Below are 20,148 nucleotides of genomic sequence, written 5' to 3'. Positions count from 1 at the left end.
CCGTTTAGCTTTTGATTTTGCGAACTTTGACTTCTTTCGAAAACTCACAATAGCAGTTGATCCTTGCTGCAACCTGACGCCCGCATGACCGTATGCGGACGCCGCCTCCCCTGCCTGACCATGCCCCGAGTCGCAGTCCGTGCAAACTGCCCGATTCCGGCACGATGTCTGCCACTGGCGGATGGGTCGCCATTTGCTTGATGAGCGGAAAAACGATTCCGTTATGCCTGCCGATGCTATAGACACGAGGCCAACCCGACACATCCAACGGAAGAATGCGATGCACAGCAAAGTCCCGGCGACCGCCCAGATCTCCTCGCGCGAATATGGCGCCTTCCTGTTCGACATGGATGGAACGCTGCTGAATTCCATTGCGGTGGTGGAGCGGGTCTGGCGCGAATGGGCCGTAGACAACGGGATAGAGCCGGAGGCTTTCCTGCAGCGCATCCATGGCATGCGCGCATCCGAGGTTGTGCGTCGCGAGGCAGTTCCCGGCCTCGATATCCAGGAACAGGCGGATATGCTTTTGCAAAAGGAAATGGACGATGTTGACGGCATCCTCCAGATTCCGCAGGCAGCCGCATTTCTTGAGAAATTGCCGGCCGGAAAATGGGCTATCGTCACCTCCGCCGCCCGCGCCCTTGCCGAACTCCGGTTGGCTGCGGCAGGCCTCACCCCGCCTCCAGTGATGATCTGTGCCGAGGACGTTGTGAACGGCAAGCCTGACCCGGAGGGTTACAGAAAGGCTGCTGCGAAGCTCGGCGTCGCACCTGAAGACTGCGTCGTCTTCGAAGATGCGCCCGCCGGCATTCTGGCGGGGGAAAGCATGGGCGCAACGGTCGTGGTCATTAACGCCACTCATTCGCATCCCATCGAAACGCCGCACCTTTCGATCGGTGGGTACGGTGAGCTGGACGTCACCATCGGCGACGACGGCGGCTTGAAGCTCACAAGTAACAAGGGCTGAAAAGCCGATCCAAACATGCGGTGTCATCCTCGGGTCTGTCCCGAGGATCAATCACGTTTCGTAAAATCCAATCCATTGCGCTGAGCCTGCCGCACCGGTCTCCAGTCTTTCGCCGTGTAGTTTTCCTCTAGCGGCCAATTGACAGCACCGCATAAATCCTACCTAATAAAATTGGTAAGACCATCTTACCGCTTGCGCGAAGGGGGGAGACTTTCGCGCTGGGAGGACATCATGTTTGTGGCTCTGGAGCCGCGCCGCCTCTACAGGCTGGTCGCGGAACAAATTCGCTTGCTTATCGAGAGCGGGGAACTGACGGACGGTCAGCGCCTGCCGGCGGAACGCGATCTGGCGGAACGTTTTGGCGTGTCCCGCCCGACGGTGCGGGAAGCACTGATCGTTTTGGAAGTGGAAGGCCATATCCATATCCGCATGGGTTCGGGCGTTTATGTGAACACGTCCCGCACGGCTAACAAGGCAAAGTCGCCCGCACCGGACGCGCACGGCCCCTTCGAAATCCTGCAGGCGCGCTGCATCATTGAAAGCGCTATTGCCGAGGAGGCCGCGCGGCTTGCCACGTCTGAATGCATCGCCAGGCTGGACGACATCATCGAACGCATGGCCGGGGCGCTCGACAATTCGCCGCAGGCCCTCAACCTGGACCGCGCCTTCCACACCGCCATTGCCGACATCATCGGCAACTCGGCGCTGAACCGCTTTACCGGCCTGATCTATGACGAGCGCAGCCTTTCGCCCTATTTCGAAAAGCTCGCCAGCTATTTCGAGGGTCCTCACACATGGATTCTTGCCGTTCAGGAACACCGGGTGATCCGCGACGCGATCGCGGCGAACGATCCGGAAGGCGCACGCGAGGCGATGCGCCAGCATCTGACGCTGTCGCAAAAGAGATTTTCCGAGAGTTTCGGGGAGGAAACGATCGGAGAAGAGTGACCGCGCCGCAACCGGCGACGGGAAAAACAGAAATCTGGCTTTAATTCGGGAGGAGTTAAGAATGAAAATCAGATTGTCGACTTTGATGGGTGCAACCGCTGCCATTTTGCTTTCGGCTTTGGCGGCACAGGCGCAAACAACGCTGAAATGGGCGCATGTCTACGAGACCTCCGAACCGTTCCACACGGATTCGGTCTGGGCTGCGGAAGAAATCGCCAAGCGCACCGACGGCCGCTACAAGGTGGATGTATTCCCCGCCTCGCAGCTCGGCAAGGAAGCGGATATCAACCAGGGCCTGAAGATCGGCACGGTGGATATCATCATCTCCGGCTCCAGTTTTGCTGCACGTGACTTCAAGCCGATCGGCGTCACCTATTTCCCATATATCTTCCGCGACCCGAGCCATCTGATCGCCTATACCAAGAGTGATATCTTCAAGCGTCTTGCCAAGGGTTACGAGGACAAGACCGGCAACCACATCGCCGCCGTCAGCTATTACGGCACGCGCCACACCACGTCGAACAAGCCGATTGCCAACTGCGCCGACATGGCGGGGCTGAAGATGCGTGTTCCCGACGTTCCGGCCTATCTCGCCATGCCACGCGCCTGCGGCGCAAACACGACGCCGATCGCATTCGCAGAAGTCTATCTGGCGCTTCAGAACGGCACGGTCGATGCACAGGAAAACCCGCTGACCACCATCGAGGCAAAGAAGTTCTTCGAAGTGCAGAAGAACATCGTGCTGACCGGCCACATCGTCGACCACCTCAACACGGTGATCTCGAAGAACCTGTGGTCGAAGCTTTCCGATGAAGACAAGAAAATCTTCACGGACGTCATGCAGGAAGCCGCCGTGCGGACCACGAAGACCATCGAAGGACGCGAAAAAAGCCTCGTGGAAGAGTTCAAGAAGCGTGGCCTGAACGTCGCAGAGGTGGACAAGGCGGACTTTGAGAAGAACGTCATGGAGAAGGTGAAGTTCGAGGACTTCGGTTACGACAAGGCCGACTGGGAAGCCATTCGCGCCGTCAAGTGAGCCAAGATCCGGTGCGGCCTCCGTTGCCGCACCGCCCTTTCTCTCCAGACGGGATATCTCAATGTCGCAGGAAATTCATACTCAGGTCACGCCTGAAGAACTCGCCCACACGTTTGACGAGGCGCCGCCCGAAGTCGACCTGAAGGTCTACGCCTTCGAGGACTGGGTTACGCTTGGCCTTTTCTGGCTGATGACAGGTTGCGTGTTCCTTCAATTCTTTACCCGTTACGTGCTTAACGACAGCTATGCCTGGACGGAAGAAATCGCCGTCAACTGCCTGATTGGCGTGGTGTTTCTAGGTTCGGTCATGTGCGTGCGCATGTCACGCCACATTCAGGTGGATGTGCTTTATCACTACGTTCCGCCGCAGGTTGCCCGCGTCATGTCGATCCTTGTCGACGTGCTGCGCATCGTGTTCTTCGCCTACACCTCGTGGCTGATGTGGCGGTATCTGGAAATCGTCGCGGACGAGGAAATGGTCACCGTCGCCCTGCCGCGCAACATCGTTTTCTATACGGTTCTGGCCGCTTTCGTCCTCATGTTCTTCCGTTCGGTGCAGGTCTTCATCGCCAACATGCAGCGTGGCTATTCCGTTCTGGAACGGCCGGAAGAATTCCAGAGCGCGGGGGATTGAACATATGCTTATTCTTATCGGCTCGTTTCTTCTGTTGATGCTGATCGGCCTGCCAGTCGCCATTTCAATGGCCACGGCATCGCTTCTCTACATCGTCTCGTATAATGTCGCGCCAGATATCATCGCGGCGCAGCGTCTGATTGCGGGCGTGGAAAGCTTCCCGCTTCTCGCCGTTCCCTTCTTCATCCTTGCCGGCAATCTTATGAACACGGCGGGGGTGACGGGACGCATCTATTCCTTTGCCGTGGCGTTGGTCGGCTGGATGAAAGGTGGTCTGGCACAGGTCAACATCATCGGCTCGGTAATCTTTTCCGGCATGTCCGGCACGGCCCTCGCCGACGCCGCCGGCATCGGCACCATCGAAATCAAGGCCATGAAGGATCATGGTTATCCGGTCGAAGCGGCCGTCGGCGTCACCGCCGCTTCCGCAACGCTCGGGCCGATCTTTCCGCCATCGTTGCCCTTCGTCATCTATGGCATGATGGCAAACGTCTCGATCGGCGCACTGTTCATGGCCGGCATCGTTCCGGGCGTCGTCATGACACTTTTGATGATGATCACCGTTGCAGTTTTCGCCTACGTCAAGGGCTGGGGTTCCGATACGCCGTTCAACCTCAGAACCATCTTCGGCGCTTCGCTTGAAGTGCTCATCGTCATGATGGTGCCGCTCGGCATCTATCTCCTGACGCTGTTTGGCCTGTCGCTCAACCTGTCAATCCTGATCGTGCTGGTGGTCTTGCTCGCCTGCGACTGGTATTTCGACTTCTCTGCCGTGATGGCCCTGATGACGCCAGTGATCCTGATCGGCGGCATGACGATGGGCTGGTTCACGCCGACGGAGGCGGCTGTCGCAGCCGTGTTGTGGTCTCTGTTCCTCGGGCTTGTCCGTTACCGGACGATGACGTTCAAGTCGCTGGCAAAATCGACCTTCGACACGATAGAGACCACGGCATCGGTTCTCTTCATCGTTGCGGCGGCATCAATCTTCGCATGGCTTCTGACGGTCAGCCAGGCAGCACAGTTGCTATCGGCGGCGATCCTGACGATCACCGACAGCAAGTGGATTTTCCTCCTGCTGGTCAACCTGCTGATGCTGTTCGTCGGCTGCTTCCTAGACACGATTGCGGCAATCACCATCCTCGTGCCGATCCTGCTGCCGCTGGTGCTGCAGTTCAATATCGATCCGGTGCATTTCGGCCTCATCATCACCCTCAACCTGATGATAGGGCTGCTGCATCCGCCGCTCGGCATGGTGTTGTTCGTGCTCTCACGCGTGGCGAAACTCTCCGTCGAGCGCACCACCGTCGCCATTCTGCCATGGCTGGTGCCGCTGTTCGTGGCGCTGCTGCTGATCACCTTCGTCCCGGCAATCACCTTGTGGCTGCCGACCGAGATGGGCCTGATCCGCTAATCGACGCACTGCCCGCGCGGCTAGCCGCGCGGGTTTCATTCATCCAATACACATACGATGAGAGGCACGGTGATGCAGACACGCGTGGCACGTCTATACGGCCGTGAAGATATCCGCGTCGAAACGCAGGACATGCAGGCGCCCGGCCCCGGTGAAGTGCTGCTGACCATGGCGGCGGGCGGCATTTGCGGTTCCGATCTACATTATTATCAGGACGGCGGCTTCGGGCCTGTGCGGGTGCGCGAGCCGATCATCTGCGGCCATGAGGCATCGGGGCGGGTGGAGGCGCTGGGCGAAGGCGTCAACGGGCTCGCACTCGGCCAGCTCGTCGCCGTCAATCCCTCGCAGCCTTGCGGCCATTGCCATTTCTGCCTGAAGGGCCAACCGATCCATTGCCTCGATATGCGCTTCATGGGCAGCGCCATGCGCCTGCCGCACGAACAGGGCATGTTCCGCGATCGGCTCGTGGTTCCCGCAAAACAATGCGCGACATTTTCAGACACCACTTCGCCCGCCGAAGCCGCCTGCACCGAACCGCTTGCGGTCTGCCTGCATGCCGTCGCACAAGCGGGCGATCTGACCGGCGCCAAGGTGCTGGTAACGGGCGCCGGGCCGATCGGCCTCTTGACGATTGCCGCCGCCCGCCATGCCGGTGCCGGCATCATTCTCGCCACCGACCTGACCGATGCGGCGCTGGAGCGCGCGCCCGCCATGGGGGCGGACCGCACCATCAATGTCGCGAAAAACGCAGAAGCACTTTTGCCCTATCAGGACAATAAGGGGTATTTCGACGTCGTTTTCGATTGCTCCGCCGCGGCACCTGCGCTTCGCGCCGCCTTCGCCTGTGTACGTCCGCGCGGTACTGTCGTGCAGGTGGGCGTCACCGGTGACATAACCATTCCGCTCAATGCGCTGGTGGGCAAGGAAATCCTCTGGCGCGGCTCGCAGCGTTTCCACGACGAATTCGCCATTGCCGCCCGCCTGATCTCCACGCGCGGGATCGATGTGCGGCCGATCATTTCCCACAGCTTCCCGCTTGAAGAAGCGAAATCCGCATTCGAGCAGGCTGGAGACCGCTCCGCCGCCTGCAAGGTGCAGCTGACATTTTCCGCAGAATGATATTTGAGGACAGAAAATGAGACATACATGGCGCTGGTTCGGCCCGGTGGACAAGGTCACGGTTCAGGATGCGGCTCAGGCAGGGGCGGAAGGCATCGTAAGCGCGCTGCACCACATCGCCACCGGCGATGTCTGGCCTGTGGATGAAATCGACAAACGGCATGAGGCGATCAAGGCCGGTGGGCTGTATTGGGACGTGGTGGAAAGCGTGCCGGTCTCCGAGGAGATCAAAACCCAGACGGGCGACTGGAAAAACCATATCGCCAACTGGCAGGAGACGCTGCGCCGCCTCTCCGCCACGGGCATTCGCACCGTCTGCTACAATTTCATGCCGGTGCTGGACTGGACCCGCACCGATCTGCGCTGGGAAACGAAGCACGGCGCAAAAGCCATGCGTTTTGACCTTTCCGATTTCGCCGCCTTCGACATTCACATTCTCAAACGCCCCGACGCAAAGGCCGATTATCCGGAGTGGCTGATCGAGGAAGCGGCAAAACGTTTCGCCGACATGCCGGATACGAAGATCGCCGCACTCGGACGTAATATCGGCGCGGGCCTGCCGGGTTCGGCGGATGGTCACACGCTCAGCCAGCTTCTCGAAAAGCTGCGCTCATATCACGGCATAAACCGCGAAAAACTGCAGCAGAACCTGATCGATTTTCTGTCGGAAGTGACGCCGGTCGCGGAAGAGGTCGGCATCAACATCTGCGCCCACGGCGACGATCCCCCATGGCCGCTGCTCGGCCTGCCGCGTATTCTTTCAACGGAGTCCGACTACGCCCATATGCTCTCGCAAGTCGACAGCCGGGCCAATGGCGTTACGCTCTGCACCGGCTCGCTCGGCGCGCGGGCGGATAACGACCTGCCCTTCATCGCCAGCCGTTTTGCAGACCGCATCCATTTCGTGCATCTGCGCAACGTCACGCGCGACACGGACACCGTGCCCTGCTCCTTCTTCGAGGACGAGCATCTGGAAGGTGGAACGGATATGGTCGCCGTTATCGCAGCACTTCTGTCGGAAGAATCCCGCCGTCGCGCGGAGGGCCGTGCAGACCACACCATTCCGATGCGGCCCGACCATGGCCAGGAAATCCTTGATGACCTGACGCGCGGGGCGCAGCCGGGTTATCCCGCCATCGGCCGATTGAAGGGGCTGGCAGAGCTTCGCGGCATCGAGCGCACGCTGTCGCATGGCCGTTTCGGATTGGCGAAGCAGGCTAATTAAGCCGTCACGATTGGCCGCCGGCAGCCTCTTAGCTTGCGGTCAATCGCGTCCTGAATTGAAGATACGAAAAGGCGGCAAGCCCACCGGCAATGGCGCCAACGGCTTTCACAACTGCATCTGTCATATGCGGATGCCGTGTGGGCGACAGAAATTGCAGCGCCTCGATGCCGAAAGCCGCCACGACACCCGCGACAATGATGGCAAGCCAGTAACGCGGATAGGCCAGCACGAAGGCAGCCGAACAGAAGGCAAAGGCGGCGGCGCGGTCGATGCCGACGGTCGTCAGCGTATGCGGCCGAAGCCCGATCGGGCAAACTGTAACGATCACGATCAGCAGCAGAACCGACCAGGCGATGTATTTCGGAAGTCTATTTGTCATCATGGCGTCACAATAGAGCGCTGCGCGCATAAACGGAAGATCGTCTTTTTCTTCCACCGCCCAATAAATCACACTTTTTGGACAGATACTGCACAAACCGGCTTTCGCTAAAGCCTTACTCGGGCTAAGGCAGAGAGCAACCGGACAAGGATCGCGGCTGATGGCCTTTCAGGCTGTCGCCCTTCGGTCCGGTTTTACGGTATCGGGTGGATTTTCCACACAGGATCAGATTTTCAGGGAAGAGCACAATGAGTTTCAAGCCGCACGGCAAACATCTGGTTGCAGGAGAATGGGTCGCCACGGAAGCGAAATTCCGCAGCGAGCCTGCACATGGCGAAGCTTTCGATTTTTCGGTCGGCACCGTCGATCTGGTGAATGCGGCCGCAGAAGCAGCCGAAGAGGCTTTCTGGAGCTACGGCTACACGACCCGCGAAGAGCGCGCCGCATTCCTCGACACCATCGCCGATGAGATCGAGGCCCGCGCCGACGCCATCACTGAAATCGGCACGTCCGAGACCGGCCTGCCCGCAGGACGCCTGCAGGGTGAACGCGGCCGCACCACCGGACAGCTTCGCCTTTTCGCATCGCATATCCGCAAGGGCGACTATCTCGACCGCCGCCACGACGAAGCGCTGCCTGACCGCCAGCCGCTGCCGCGCCCGGATATCCGTCTGATGCAGCGTCCGATCGGCCCCGTTGCGGTCTTCGGTGCTTCCAACTTCCCGCTCGCCTTCTCGACCGCCGGTGGTGATACCGCCGCCGCTCTCGCAGCCGGCTGCCCGGTTGTGGTCAAGGGCCATTCCGCCCATCCCGGCACCGGTGAAATTATCGCCGAGGCCGTTCTCGCCGCCGTCAAGAAGCACAATCTGCATCCCGGCGTCTTCTCGCTGATCCAGGGCGGCCGCCGCGATGTCGGCGCTGCGCTCGTCCAGCATCCGCGCATCAAGGCAGTCGGCTTCACCGGCTCGCTCGCCGGTGGCCGCGCGCTGTTCGATCTCTGCGCCCAGCGTCCGGAACCGATCCCTTTCTTCGGCGAACTCGGTTCCGTCAACCCGATGTTCCTGCTGCCGGAAGCCGTTTCCGCGCGCGGTGAAGCCATCGCCAAGGGCTGGGCAGGTTCGCTCACCATGGGTGCTGGCCAGTTCTGCACCAATCCCGGCATTGCCGTGGTGCTTGCCTCGCAGGCGGATGCTGTGTCGGAAACCGCACGGGCGGCCCTTTCCGAAGTCGGCCCGCAGGTCATGCTGACCGACGGTATCGCCGCTGCCTATCGTGACGGTCGCGACCGCATCGCAGCTGGCAACGGCGTGCGCGACGTTTTGACCACCACCTGCGATCTGCGTAACGCAACGCCTTACCTGTTCCGCGTTTCGGGCAAGGACTGGGTTGCCAACCACGCGCTCGCCGAAGAAGTCTTCGGACCGCTCGGCCTGATCGTGACGGTCGACAGCGCTGAAGAAATGATCGAAGTGGCAAAGAGCTTCGAAGGTCAGCTGACAGCGACCATGCATCTTGACGCAGGTGACGCCGAACTCGGCCGCAAGCTGCTGCCGATCCTCGAGCGCAAGGCCGGCCGCGTTCTCGCCAACGGCTTCCCGACCGGCGTTGAAGTCTCCGAAGCCATGGTTCACGGCGGCCCCTACCCCGCTTCCACGAACTTCGGCGCGACCTCGGTCGGCACCATGTCGATCCGCCGCTTCACGCGCCCGGTTTCCTACCAGAATATTCCTTCGGACGTTCTGCCGCAGGATATCCGCTGATCAAAAAAATGGGGAGGGCGCTCCTGCGCCCTCCCCATTCACAATAGTGCTTCGGTATCAGGCCGACTGGATCGCCTGTATTTTCTCGATGCCGCCGACAGTGCCGGCGAAATCCTGCCAGACGCCCTGCGCCCCCTTGCGCCACTCATCCAAGGCTTCGGGCTGCAAGACCTTGCCACCCTTCGAAATCGCAAGCTCCACAGACTTCGCCTCGTCCTCGACGATCAGCTGGTTGAAATAGAGCGCGCCTTCGCTTGATGCTTCGGTCAGGGCCTTCTTCTCTTCGTCATCGAGCTGGTTCCAGAAAGCCGCACCATAATAAACCACGCCCGATGCCCAGATGTGGCCGGTCTCGGTCATGTAGGGTACAACCTCGTAAAGCTTGAACCCGGCATAGGCGGACTTCGTCAGATCCATGGCGTCGGCTACGCCGGTTGACAGTGCATTATAGGTCTCGGTGATGGGAATGCCGACCGGCGTGGTGCCGAAGGCGCTCCACAGCTTGGTGTGCAGCGGGCTCTGGATGACGCGGATCTTCTTGCCGTTGAGCTGCTCTGGCCGGGTTACCGGCTCCTTGGTCAGGAGATGGCGGGCGCCGTAGTTGATGAAGTCTACGGCCACGAATTGCTGCGCGCCAAGCTTGGTCTTCAGCTCGCTGCCGGTCTCGCCCGTCACCACCTTGCGCACATGGTCTGCATCGCGGAACAGGAAGGGCAGATCGAGGATTTGCAGTTCCGGCACCCAGCCGGAGAGCGAAGAGACCGTGGAAAGGCTCGCCTGAACCGATCCGAGACGGATATTTTCCGCCACTTCCTTTTCGCCGCCCAGCGCACCGCTCTTGACGATGTTGAAGCGGAAACGGCCGGGCAGCTTTGCCTCCACCAGCTCGCTGATCTTCACCCAGATTTTCGTCTCCGGCTTGTCGTCCGCGAACAGGGAGGCGACCGTAATGTTGCGGGTCCTGGCATGTGCGTTGCGGACGAAGGCGGGCGTGGCAAGTGCTGCCGCACCCGCAGCGGAGAGTTTCAGGAGATTGCGACGATCGATAATAGTCATGAATAAAACCCCGGATTTAGAAGACAATGGCCCAGGCGCAAAGAATGGCGAGGGAAACGAGAAGGGATAGGAGATAGGGAACGACGGCCTGGAACAGCGCCGTCGCCGGAATGCGGGTGACACCGCTGACGACGAAGATCAGCATGCCGAGAGGTGGTGTGAGGCCATGGATCATCAGGTTGACCACGAGAATGACGCCGAAATGGATGGGATCGATACCGGCCGCAACGGCCGCGGGCAACAGGATCGGTCCAAACAGCAGGATGGCCGCACCGATATCCAGCACCAGCCCCACCACGAGCAGGATGAGGTTGGAAAGCAGAAGCACCGCGATCTTGCTGCCGCCAAGCAATGTCACGAAATCCGTGACGAGGCCGGAGACATTATCGACCGCCAGAAGAAAGGCGAAGGGGCCTGCCGTGCCGATAAGGAGACCGATGGCCGCCGCCTCACCGGCTGATTGCCGGAAAGTTGAGAAGATACGCCCCGCGCCCAGCCGGTACCCGAAGCCGAGAAGCAGCGTGTAGAGTGCGGCAAGTGCGGCCGCCTCCGTGGTGGTGACGACGCCGATGCGGATGCCGACTACCACGATAACGCCGAGACCGAAGGCGGGTATGGCGGCGATAGCCGAGCGCCAGCGTTCCGTGCCCGTGGCGCGCGGCAGGGTATCGACGCTGCGCACGCTCCAATGGATAGCTACCGCAAGGCAGATCGCCATCAGCCCGCCGGCGAAAAAGCCGCCGACCAGCAACGAGCCCACCGAAAGGTTGGTAGCCGTTGCGAGGATGAGAAAGGCGATGGAGGGCGGGATGACATTGTCGAGCACCGACGTTGCAGCAATGATCGCGCCCGCCTGCGCCGGCGGATAGCCGTGTTTGACCAGTTCCGGCTGGAACGTTGAAGCGCCGAAGGCGGCGTTGGCGACAGAGGAACCGGATGCGCCGGAAAACAGCACGCTGGTCAACAGCGTCGTCTGCGCCAGCCCTGCCCGGCGGTGTCCAACCATGGAGGCGGCGAACCGAACCAGCTGGTTGGCAACCCCCGATTCCGTCAGCAGGCTTCCGGCCAGCAGGAAGAAGGGGATGGCGAGCAGCAGGAATTTTGACATGCCTGTTACCGTTGAGGAAACGATGGCCGGCTCCGGCAAGGTACTGCCGAAGGCGATCGCCACATAGGCTGCGGCGAGAAAGGCATGGGCGAGCGGTGCTGCCAGAACCAGCCCCACCGCCGCCGTCAGCGCCAGAAACAGGCTGGGCGGCAGGCTCGTATCAACGAAGACTTCCGGCAGGCCGACATAGGCCGCAATTGCAATGGTGAGAGACACTAGAACGGCAAATGTCTTGCCCTCACTGACACGCTGAAGCGCCAGGTAAAGAAGGATCAACGCGCCGCCTGCACCCAGAAAGCCAAAACGCACCCATTCCGGCAGACCGAGCGTCGGAGACGTACCGCCCAGCATCGCCGCGATTTCAACCCCACCGAAGGCGAGGATCAGTGCTGCGATGAAGGAGAAGGCATCCGCCAGAACTTCGGTGGCGGCATGCAACCGCTCAGGCAAAAACCGCACGAAAACATCGAGCCGCATGGCAAGCGCGCTTTTGAGACTGAGCGGCGCGCCGACCGCGATCATCGCCACATGCAGCCAGATGCCGAGATCTTCCGCACCGATGAAGCCGGTGTGAAACAGATAACGCAGGGTGACATTGACCAGCACCACCACGAGAAGAGTCGCAAGGATTGCGGCGGCGACCGCGCCAAGCGCCTTGTCCAGAACGGCAAGCGCCCGCTCCGCCGCACGCTGCGGGCCGATGCGCCGTTGTGCAATCGTTGTTGCCGGACCAGCCGTCATGTCTTTTTTCTCCACTCCCGGAGGGCCATGTTTACGATGCCTTTGCCGAGAGGTCGCGGTCGAACAAAGTCGACCAGGTGAATTGTTTGGCTGACGAGACTTCCCGCGATACATCAAGACGCGGAAGAACCTTTTCCCCGAAACGGAAGGCCTCTTCCAGCAATGGCATGCCGGACAGAATAAAGGTATTCACGCCCGCCTTTTTATAGGCCTCCAGCGTGCGGATCACCGTATCGGGCGAGCCGACAATTGCGGTGCCCGGTCCCGGCCGGACAAGACCGATGCCGGCCCAGAGATTGGGAGCAATTTCGAGATCACGCAGGTTCTCAGGCTTCTGTCCACCATGCATCGCCGTCATGCGCTGCTGGCCGACGGAATCGGTCTTGCCGACGAAACGCTGGTTGGCTGCAATGGCACGCTCGTCCATGCGCCCGTAAAGATCGGCGGCGGCGGCCCATGCCTCTTCATCCGTATCGCGGACAATCACGTACAGGCGAATGCCGTATTCCAGCTCACGGCCGAGTTTCTCCGCCCGCGCCTTGACGAGATCGACCTTCGCGCCGATCTGGTCGGGCGTTTCGCCCCAGGAAAGATAGGTCTCGACATGTTTGGCGGCAACCTCGATCGCCTTGTCCGAAGAGCCGCCGAACCATAGCGGTGGTGGCTCTATGCCTTGCCCCACCGGCAGTGCCAACTTTGCGCCTTCGGTCTGGAAATGGCGGCCCTTGAAATCGACCGTCTCACCGGCAAAAAGACGATGCCAGATCTGCAGATATTCATCCGCCATATCGTAGCGTTCGTCATGCGGCATGGTCATGCCATATGCACCGAGCATCTTGGCATCGCCCGAGACGACGTTGATCAGCAGGCGTCCGCGCGAAAATTCCTGAAGCGTCGCCGCCATCTTGGCGAGCAGCGTTGGCGCGACAAGACCCGGATGAATCGCGACCAGAAACTTCAGCCGCTCGGTATGGGAAAGCAGCGCGCCAGCCAGAACCCACACATCATGCGCGCCGGTGGCAAACAGGGCGCCTGTGTAACCAAGCTGATCATAAGCAAGAGCAAGCTGCTTGTAATAACCGAGATCAACCTTGCGGGATCCTTCCGGTTGCCAGGGATAGGCGCCATCGGGCGCGCACATGTACCAGAAAACGTTCATCTGTCGCCTCCCGCGCTGGCTGATTGTGGGGCCGGTCTCTGCCCGGTCAGAACCGGTAGAGAGAAATGGCCGTGCCTGTAAAGCGTATCGGCCTCCTCCTGCTGTTCGGCAAGGATATTTTCGGCGGCGGGAACCACCGAAAGATCGCGTGAGCGCAGCACCTTTGCCCAGGACTGCGCATCGCCTTCGCTGCCCGGCTCGGCGGCAAGAAGGGCCGCGGCTCTGTCTATATCCGCCATGACGGCGCGGCCAACGCGGTCCAGTTCGGCGGCAATCGCATCGCGTTGTTCCAGCGCCACAGTGTGACGCGCGAGCGTCCAGAACAGCGAACGGTTGGGAATGGTGGAGCCGCAACGGACCAGAAGACTGATCCCGTCATGGGTCAGAGCTTTTTCGAGCCGTGGCGACATCGTCACCCAGGCATCGACGCGGCCTTCCACGAGATCGCGCAGGCTATCGCTGTCACCGCTCTCGATGCGTATTACATCCGCAAGACCAAGCCCCACACCTTCCAGGCTACGCGCAAGAAGATAGGTATGAAAAGACCCGTCAATCAGCGATATGCGTTTTCCCGAAAGGTCGGCCGCAGAGCGGATGGGGCTGTCGCGCCGCACGAGGATCGCGCCGTTTGCGGGGCGTGGTGCCGAGGCGGCGATATAAGCTGCGGAAAGCCCCCGCGCATCCGCCTCGATTGGCGGCGTCGAGCCCGTGCCGCCGAAATGAATTTCGCCTTTTTCCAAAAGCGCTGCGGTATCGCGCCCCTCGCGGTAGGGCACGAATTCCGGATCGAATTCATCAAACGCGCCGGGCCAGAGCCGGGCGAGCCGCAAATGCAGATTGTTGGGATGGACCCCGATTTTCATGTCGACACCTCATTTCTCAATCAATCTACTTTTTTATAGAATGTTTTCGAGGAACGTTTTGGCGATCCTCTGCGGGAAAGCGAAAGAGAAATCTATCAATCCTGTAGATTTTAAAAAATTTCCTGACGCGGTCAAACTCGGCCCAATCAAACCATTGAAATTTATCGAATTACAATTTACTTTTTTATAGTTTGAAAAATGGACCTGTAGTCGTGACGAAACCGGTTTCCAATCTCATCTGCCGCAGCGTTGTGGAGGCGAGCGAGCTTTTAAAGCTTGTCGCCAACGCCAATCGCCTGGCCATCGTCTGTTATCTCATGGAAACGGAGGCTTCCGTTTCCGCACTGGAATATGAACTCGGCATTCAGCAACCGACACTTTCCCAGCAGCTTGCCGAATTGCGCGATGCCGGTGTGATCGAGGGCTCGCGGGAAGGCAAACAGGTGATTTATCGCGTCACCGATCCGCGCATCATCCAACTCGTTGCGACATTGCGCGGTCTTTATACTGATCTTTCTGATGTGACCGGCAAGAAAGGCAGGCGAGCTTTGCCACTAGATGAGGCGATGTTCGATTAGCATGATCGACCTCTACACCTGGATCACCCCGAACGGCCTGAAAATCTCGATTGCGCTGGAGGAACTCGGCCTGCCCTATATCAGCCACGCCATCGACATTGAAAAAGGCGAACAATTCTCAGCCGACTATACCCACGTCAATCCCGGCTCGAAAATACCGGCAATCATCGACCGCGATAACGGCACAGTTCTAGCGGAATCGAACGCGATCCTGATCTATCTCGCCGAAAAGGCCGGGCGTCTTCTGCCTGCCTCCCCTGCTGCGCGGCTGGCAGTCACCGAATGGCTGGTGTGGCAAGCCGCCAATTTTGGCCCGACACTCGGTTATGCCCATTATTTCCTGACCTACAATACCGGACAGGCACCCTTTGCCGAGGCGCGTTTCGCCTCGGATACGGAGCGCCTCTACCGCACACTGAACCAGCGCCTGACGGGCCGGGAATTCATCGCCGGTGATTTTTCCATAGCCGATATCGCCATCTGGCCATGGGTCTCGCGTTTCGCGCGCCATAAAATTGACCTCGACGATTTTCCGGCGGTACAGCAATGGTATCGCCAGCTCGGACAGCGCGAAACCTTCCGGCGCGGTTACCGCGTGCCTTTCGCGACATCCGATGTACCGGGTCTTTAACCCGCTTTAGCAGGCGACAAGGTGACCGGGCGAGACCTCACGGTACTCACGCGGTTTCACCACGTAATCGATCGCGCGGATCGGGCTTTTCAGCTCGTCATTCGCGGCATTTCGCCGGGTGTTTCTGCGGTCCGGGTCCGGCACCGGCACGGCGGCCATCAGCTTGCGGGTGTAATCATGCTGCGGATTGTCAAACACCGCCGCACGTGGGCCAATTTCAACGATCTCGCCGAGATACATTACCGCTACCCGGTGGCTGACGCGCTCCACCACCGCCATGTCATGGCTGATGAACAGGAAGGCGAGATCGAGGCTTTGCTGCAGATCTAGCATCAGGTTGATGACCTGCGCCTTTATCGAAACATCAAGCGCCGAAACGCTCTCATCGGCGACAATCACCTTCGGCTGGAGCGCAAGCGCGCGGGCGATACAAATACGCTGACGCTGGCCGCCGGAAAATTCATGAGGGTAGCGCGCCGCCATATCGGGCGAAAGGCCGACCTTCGCCAGCATATCGGCCACAACATTCTTCGCCTCGCGGGCGTTTCCCATGCGGTGCTCCAGAAACGGTTCGGCAATCGCCGCACCCACCGTCATGCGCGGGTTGAGCGAGGCATAGGGGTCCTGAAAGATCATCTGCACCGTTTTGCGCATCTCGCGCATGCCTGATTTGTCGAGGGCGAGAATATTCTCGCCATTAACCATCACTGAGCCGGCATCCGGCTCGATCAGCCGCATGATGGCGCGCCCGGTGGTCGATTTGCCGCAACCGCTTTCGCCGACCAACGACAATGTCTCGCCGGCCCTGAGATCAAAGGACACATTCTCCACCGCATGCACGCGGCCGCTGAGCCGCCCCAAAAGGCCGGAGTGAATATCGAAGCGCTTGGTCAGCCCTTCTACCTTGAGCACCGGCTGGGCACTCGCGTCAACGGTATCGCCCGGCCGCGCCGGCTGCTGCGTTTCGCCTGTGGTGGTGTTGACGATGGGAAACCTGAGCGGTCTTTCCTCACCCGTCATGGAACCCAGAACCGGAACGGCGGACAAAAGCGCGCGGGTATAGGGATGCTTGCCGCGATGAAAGATATCAGCGGTCGCGCCAACTTCCACCTGCTCGCCGCGATACATGACAACGGTACGATCGGCGATCTCAGCCACCACGCCCATGTCATGGGTGATGAACAGAACCGACGTGCCTTCCTCCTCCTGAAGCGTCTTGATGAGGTCAAGGATCTGGCCCTGAATGGTCACGTCGAGTGCGGTCGTCGGCTCATCGGCGATCAGCAGCTTCGGCCGGGATGCAAGCGCCATGGCGATCATCACGCGCTGGCGCATGCCGCCGGAAAAGCGATGCGGATATTCATCGAAACGCGATGCGGCTGAAGGAATACGGACCTTTTCGAGCAGCCGAACCGTCTCCGCCCTCGCGTCGGTTTTCGACATCGGCTGGTGGCATAACAAGGCCTCGGAAATCTGGTCGCCGATGGTGAACAGCGGATTGAGGCTGGTCATCGGCTCCTGAAAGATCATGGCGACCTCGTTTCCCCTCACCTGCCGCATGGCATCTTCGGAGAGGGACAGCAGGTTGCGCCCTCCAAGCAGGATTTCACCCTCCACCCTGCTGCTTTCACGATCCAGCAGCCGCATGATGGAGAGGGAGGTAACGCTTTTACCCGAACCGCTTTCACCGACGATCGCGACCGTTTCACCCGGCCCGACATCAAAGGAAATATCACGAACCACGGGTTTCCAGCCGCCATCCACGTGAAAGGACGTGGTGAGATTGCGGACGGAAAGCACGGCATCTTCGGCACCAACGGGTGCGGCCTGCGGCATGGTCATGATCGTTCCCTTCTTGTCGTTAGGTTTTGGCGGCGCAAGCGGTCAAGCCTAGTCCGGCCAGCGCAGCATGCCGTCGAAGCGGTGTCGGCTCCGGTCTTCGAAAGGTGTTGCAATCACCTCGTTGGAGGCACGCGCCTTGTCCAGTTCCTCGGCCAGACGAGACGCCACGATGGTTTCCTGTCCGGGATGCAGATTGCATGGGTCGAGATAGAAATAGCGATGCTCTACCTCGTGGTCGCGGGTGATGATGGGAGGATTGCCCCTGGCCAACGCTGTCGTCAGGTCCCAGGCAGTGATATGCGCTTCTTCGGCATCGATGATGACGCGCAGCCTGTCGAGCGGGTTATTGGTCGGATCCGGCTCGATGAGCGCGGTCACGCCCGGGCGGCCATCCAGCGTTTCCTTCCAGAGATTGAGATATCCGGTCTCGCGCTCACGGATGCCGGCATGGTCGCGCTTTTCCCAGGCTTCCAGTGCCGCCATAACGCCATAGATGCTTTCCTTGCCGACCTTCATGCCGCGGCCAATGCCCATATTTTGCAGGAAGGCGTTGCGCACCAGTTCCTTACTTCCGGCCACGATGCCGGAGGTGGGGCCACCGAGGAACTTGTGGCCGGAATAGAGGACAATATCTGCGCCGGTGGCCAGAAACAGCTCCAGATCATATTCGGACGCCGCATCCACGATAACCGGAACACCCTTGGCATGGGCGATCTCTACGAATTCGGAAAGATGCAGCAGGCCGTAACTCACGACATGGTGCGAGATGACATAGACCGCCGCCGCCGTCTTTTCGGTGATGGCGTTTTCCATGTGGAAGCGATGGGTCGATGTGGCCTGCCCGACCAGCACCACCTTGCCGCCGCCAAGCCGGATCGCCTGATCCACCGGCGCGCCGTAGCTCACCACATGCCCCATCTGCACCAGCACTTCGTTCTTTTCCGGTGCGATATCAGGCAGCTTTTCAATGGCCAGGAGATTGTTGCCGGTGATGGCGCCGGCAACAGCAAGGCTGATGCCGGAAGAGCAGGAAGCAGTGACGAAACCAGCCTCGCCGCCCGTCAGTCTCGCGATGATCGCGCTTGCCTTGCGCTGCAGATCGTTGATCTCTACGAATTGCGGCAGGATCGCCGCCATGGCCTCAACCGCCTCTGGAACGACGATGGAAGCACCGAGCGACGTCATGGTGCCCGAGACGTTGATGACCGGGCGAAGGCCGATCCTGCTTCTGATATCCTCGGTCATGTCTTTCTCCTGTCTTTGCGATGCGATAGGCATCGACATATATGCCATAATAATGTAATAGCTTCTCAAAATTCATGAGGAGCCCGAAATTGGACGCCCATAAACTGGACGAATTGTCTTCACACGCCTTGTCCGCGACCGAGGAAAACCCGGACGCGAAGGTGTCCAAGCGCTCGCGTGTCAGCGGCATTGATCGCGCTCTTCAGGTGATTGATTACCTTTACGAAACCGGATCGCCAGCTGGCGCTTACGCCATTGCCAAGGCGATCAAGGCGCCACTTTCCACCGTCTATGTGATCGTTGACGATCTGGTCGAAAAGAACATGCTGGCGCGCAACGCCGAAGGTAACATATGGCTCGGCGCACGGCTTTATCACTACGGCCTTGCCTATGCCCGCTCGCTGGATTTCATGGGTGTCGCAACCCACGAAATGCATGATCTGTGCCGCCATGCGGGTGAGACGGTGCAGCTTTGCGGTCGCGACGGTGACCATATGCTGGTGCTCGCCATGGCGGATGGCCCCAGCCATTTCCAGGTTGCCTCGCGCGTCGGCACCCGTGTTCCATTGAACTGGACGGCATCCGGCCGCCTGCTCGTTGGCCATCTGCCGGAAGAGGAGCGCGTCGAGCTTTTCAAACGCTGCGCCCGCACATCGCCCACCGGCCGTGCGGAAATCAACCCGGAAGCGCTTTCTCAATCGGCAGGCACGGCGTTCCGTGACCGGCTGTCGATACAGGTTGCGGAATCCGACTACGCTGTTGCCTGCATCGCCTCGCCGATCTGCGACACCAATGGAGAATGCGTGGCGACGATCTCCATCGTGCTGCCGGAACAGAAGGTGCTGGCGGACGAAAACCACTATACCGAACAGGTCAGGGTTTCGGCCGAAAGGATCGAGAAGCTGATGGGCTGGCGCAACCATTGAACGGCCTCAATCCCTAAGGGCGATGATGGCTTCTATCTCGACGGTGATGTTGCCCGGCAGCGAACCGAACCCCACGGCGGAGCGGGCGTGCTGCCCCGCATCGCCGAACACATCGATGAAGAGATCCGAACAACCGTTGATGACGGTTGGATGATCGCGGAAATCGCTGACGGCATTGACCATGCCCAGCAGTTTGACCACCTTCTTCACCCGCGACAGATCCCCAAGCGCCTCATGCATGACGGCAAGAAGATTGATGCCGGTTAAACGCGCATGCTGGTACGCCTCGTCCAGCCCGATCTCGGCTCCGACCTTGCCGGCGTACAGGTGTCCGTTCTCCTCCCTCGGGCCTTGCCCCGAAAGATAGAGCATGTTGCCTTCCACCACATGCGTGACGAAATTGGCGATCGGCGGCGGTGGCGGCGGCAGCGAGATGCCGAGCGCGGCAAGCCGGTCGTAGGGCGAATGACGCCCATCTGCCTCAAGCGAAGACTGTTTCACGCGAATTCCTCATAATACC

The 20,148-nt window shown here is 60.0% G+C and carries 19 protein-coding genes; 11 read left to right on the top strand and 8 right to left on the bottom strand.

Translation table 11 applies throughout. The features are described 5' to 3' along the window. Nucleotides 1–280: 280 nt before the first annotated feature. The 7 genes from ACQZ63_RS09765 to uxuA all read left to right on the top strand — a co-directional run bounded on the left by ACQZ63_RS09765 (nt 281) and on the right by uxuA (nt 7,340). Nucleotides 281–967, top strand: a complete 687-nt coding sequence (locus ACQZ63_RS09765; RefSeq protein WP_019564617.1) for an HAD family hydrolase — start codon at nt 281–283, stop codon at nt 965–967. Nucleotides 968–1,198: 231 nt separating this feature from the next. Beyond that, nucleotides 1,199–1,915, top strand: a complete 717-nt coding sequence (locus ACQZ63_RS09760) for a FadR/GntR family transcriptional regulator (protein ID WP_019564618.1) — start codon at nt 1,199–1,201, stop codon at nt 1,913–1,915. A gap of 61 nt (nt 1,916–1,976) precedes the next feature. Beyond that, nucleotides 1,977–2,951, top strand: coding sequence for a sialic acid TRAP transporter substrate-binding protein SiaP (locus ACQZ63_RS09755; protein WP_013761518.1), 975 nt, complete (start codon nt 1,977–1,979; stop codon nt 2,949–2,951). Between the two features lie 61 nt (nt 2,952–3,012). Further along, the gene (locus ACQZ63_RS09750) at nt 3,013–3,585 is read left to right on the top strand and encodes a TRAP transporter small permease (RefSeq protein WP_013761519.1); all 573 of its coding nucleotides are present in this window, start codon (nt 3,013–3,015) and stop codon (nt 3,583–3,585) included. Nucleotides 3,586–3,589: 4 nt separating this feature from the next. After that, complete coding sequence (locus ACQZ63_RS09745; RefSeq protein WP_019564620.1) at nt 3,590–4,996, top strand: TRAP transporter large permease; 1,407 nt, start codon at nt 3,590–3,592, stop codon at nt 4,994–4,996. A gap of 72 nt (nt 4,997–5,068) precedes the next feature. After that, nucleotides 5,069–6,115, top strand: coding sequence for an L-idonate 5-dehydrogenase (locus tag ACQZ63_RS09740; RefSeq protein ID WP_019564621.1), 1,047 nt, complete (start codon nt 5,069–5,071; stop codon nt 6,113–6,115). Nucleotides 6,116–6,131: 16 nt separating this feature from the next. After that, on the top strand, nt 6,132–7,340 hold the full coding sequence (gene uxuA, locus ACQZ63_RS09735; protein ID WP_113555709.1) for a mannonate dehydratase: 1,209 nt from the start codon (nt 6,132–6,134) through the stop codon (nt 7,338–7,340). A gap of 28 nt (nt 7,341–7,368) precedes the next feature. On the opposite strand, the gene ACQZ63_RS09730 is transcribed toward uxuA, so the two are convergent. Beyond that, the gene (locus tag ACQZ63_RS09730; RefSeq protein ID WP_034501960.1) at nt 7,369–7,722 is read right to left on the bottom strand and encodes an antibiotic resistance protein VanZ; all 354 of its coding nucleotides are present in this window, start codon (nt 7,720–7,722) and stop codon (nt 7,369–7,371) included. A 245-nt stretch (nt 7,723–7,967) separates the two neighbouring features. Here ACQZ63_RS09730 and ACQZ63_RS09725 point away from each other — a divergent pair, with 245 nt between their 5' ends. Further along, the gene (locus ACQZ63_RS09725) at nt 7,968–9,479 is read left to right on the top strand and encodes an aldehyde dehydrogenase (NADP(+)) (RefSeq protein WP_113555708.1); all 1,512 of its coding nucleotides are present in this window, start codon (nt 7,968–7,970) and stop codon (nt 9,477–9,479) included. A 57-nt stretch (nt 9,480–9,536) separates the two neighbouring features. Here ACQZ63_RS09725 and ACQZ63_RS09720 read toward each other — a convergent pair whose 3' ends face one another. Genes ACQZ63_RS09720 through ACQZ63_RS09705 form a run of 4 tightly spaced genes read right to left on the bottom strand, consistent with a single transcriptional unit; the run spans nt 9,537 to nt 14,406 of the window. Next, entirely contained in the window at nt 9,537–10,535 is a 999-nt protein-coding gene (locus tag ACQZ63_RS09720) for a TRAP transporter substrate-binding protein (protein ID WP_113555707.1), read from the bottom strand. Between the two features lie 16 nt (nt 10,536–10,551). After that, nucleotides 10,552–12,384 carry a TRAP transporter large permease subunit gene (locus ACQZ63_RS09715; protein WP_113555706.1) on the bottom strand — a complete coding sequence of 611 codons (1,833 nt, stop codon included), beginning with the start codon at nt 12,382–12,384 and terminating at the stop codon, nt 10,552–10,554. A 31-nt stretch (nt 12,385–12,415) separates the two neighbouring features. Beyond that, complete coding sequence (locus tag ACQZ63_RS09710; protein WP_113555705.1) at nt 12,416–13,543, bottom strand: LLM class flavin-dependent oxidoreductase; 1,128 nt, start codon at nt 13,541–13,543, stop codon at nt 12,416–12,418. After that, complete coding sequence (locus tag ACQZ63_RS09705; RefSeq protein ID WP_065661640.1) at nt 13,540–14,406, bottom strand: ABC transporter substrate-binding protein; 867 nt, start codon at nt 14,404–14,406, stop codon at nt 13,540–13,542. The genes ACQZ63_RS09710 and ACQZ63_RS09705 overlap by 4 nt, the downstream gene beginning before the upstream one ends. Nucleotides 14,407–14,618: 212 nt before the next feature. Between ACQZ63_RS09705 and ACQZ63_RS09700 the strand changes: the two genes are divergently transcribed. Both ACQZ63_RS09700 and ACQZ63_RS09695 read left to right on the top strand, forming a co-directional pair. Then, complete coding sequence (locus tag ACQZ63_RS09700; RefSeq protein WP_003510774.1) at nt 14,619–14,984, top strand: ArsR/SmtB family transcription factor; 366 nt, start codon at nt 14,619–14,621, stop codon at nt 14,982–14,984. A gap of 1 nt (nt 14,985) precedes the next feature. Beyond that, on the top strand, nt 14,986–15,615 hold the full coding sequence (locus tag ACQZ63_RS09695) for a glutathione S-transferase N-terminal domain-containing protein (RefSeq protein ID WP_113555704.1): 630 nt from the start codon (nt 14,986–14,988) through the stop codon (nt 15,613–15,615). A 6-nt stretch (nt 15,616–15,621) separates the two neighbouring features. On the opposite strand, the gene ACQZ63_RS09690 is transcribed toward ACQZ63_RS09695, so the two are convergent. Both ACQZ63_RS09690 and ACQZ63_RS09685 read right to left on the bottom strand, forming a co-directional pair. Continuing rightward, the gene (locus ACQZ63_RS09690; protein ID WP_113555703.1) at nt 15,622–17,457 is read right to left on the bottom strand and encodes an ABC transporter ATP-binding protein; all 1,836 of its coding nucleotides are present in this window, start codon (nt 17,455–17,457) and stop codon (nt 15,622–15,624) included. Between the two features lie 48 nt (nt 17,458–17,505). After that, a complete protein-coding gene (locus tag ACQZ63_RS09685; RefSeq protein WP_013761531.1) occupies nt 17,506–18,702 on the bottom strand; it encodes an aminotransferase class V-fold PLP-dependent enzyme in 1,197 nt (398 codons plus the stop codon). Nucleotides 18,703–18,791: 89 nt separating this feature from the next. Here ACQZ63_RS09685 and ACQZ63_RS09680 point away from each other — a divergent pair, with 89 nt between their 5' ends. Continuing rightward, the gene (locus tag ACQZ63_RS09680) at nt 18,792–19,628 is read left to right on the top strand and encodes an IclR family transcriptional regulator (RefSeq protein ID WP_013761532.1); all 837 of its coding nucleotides are present in this window, start codon (nt 18,792–18,794) and stop codon (nt 19,626–19,628) included. Between the two features lie 6 nt (nt 19,629–19,634). On the opposite strand, the gene ACQZ63_RS09675 is transcribed toward ACQZ63_RS09680, so the two are convergent. After that, nucleotides 19,635–20,129, bottom strand: coding sequence for a RidA family protein (locus tag ACQZ63_RS09675; protein ID WP_013761533.1), 495 nt, complete (start codon nt 20,127–20,129; stop codon nt 19,635–19,637). Nucleotides 20,130–20,148: the final 19 nt, after the last annotated feature.

The organism is Agrobacterium sp. CG160-95, from assembly GCF_053521725.1.
This window is presented reverse-complemented; position numbering and strand designations above follow the sequence as displayed.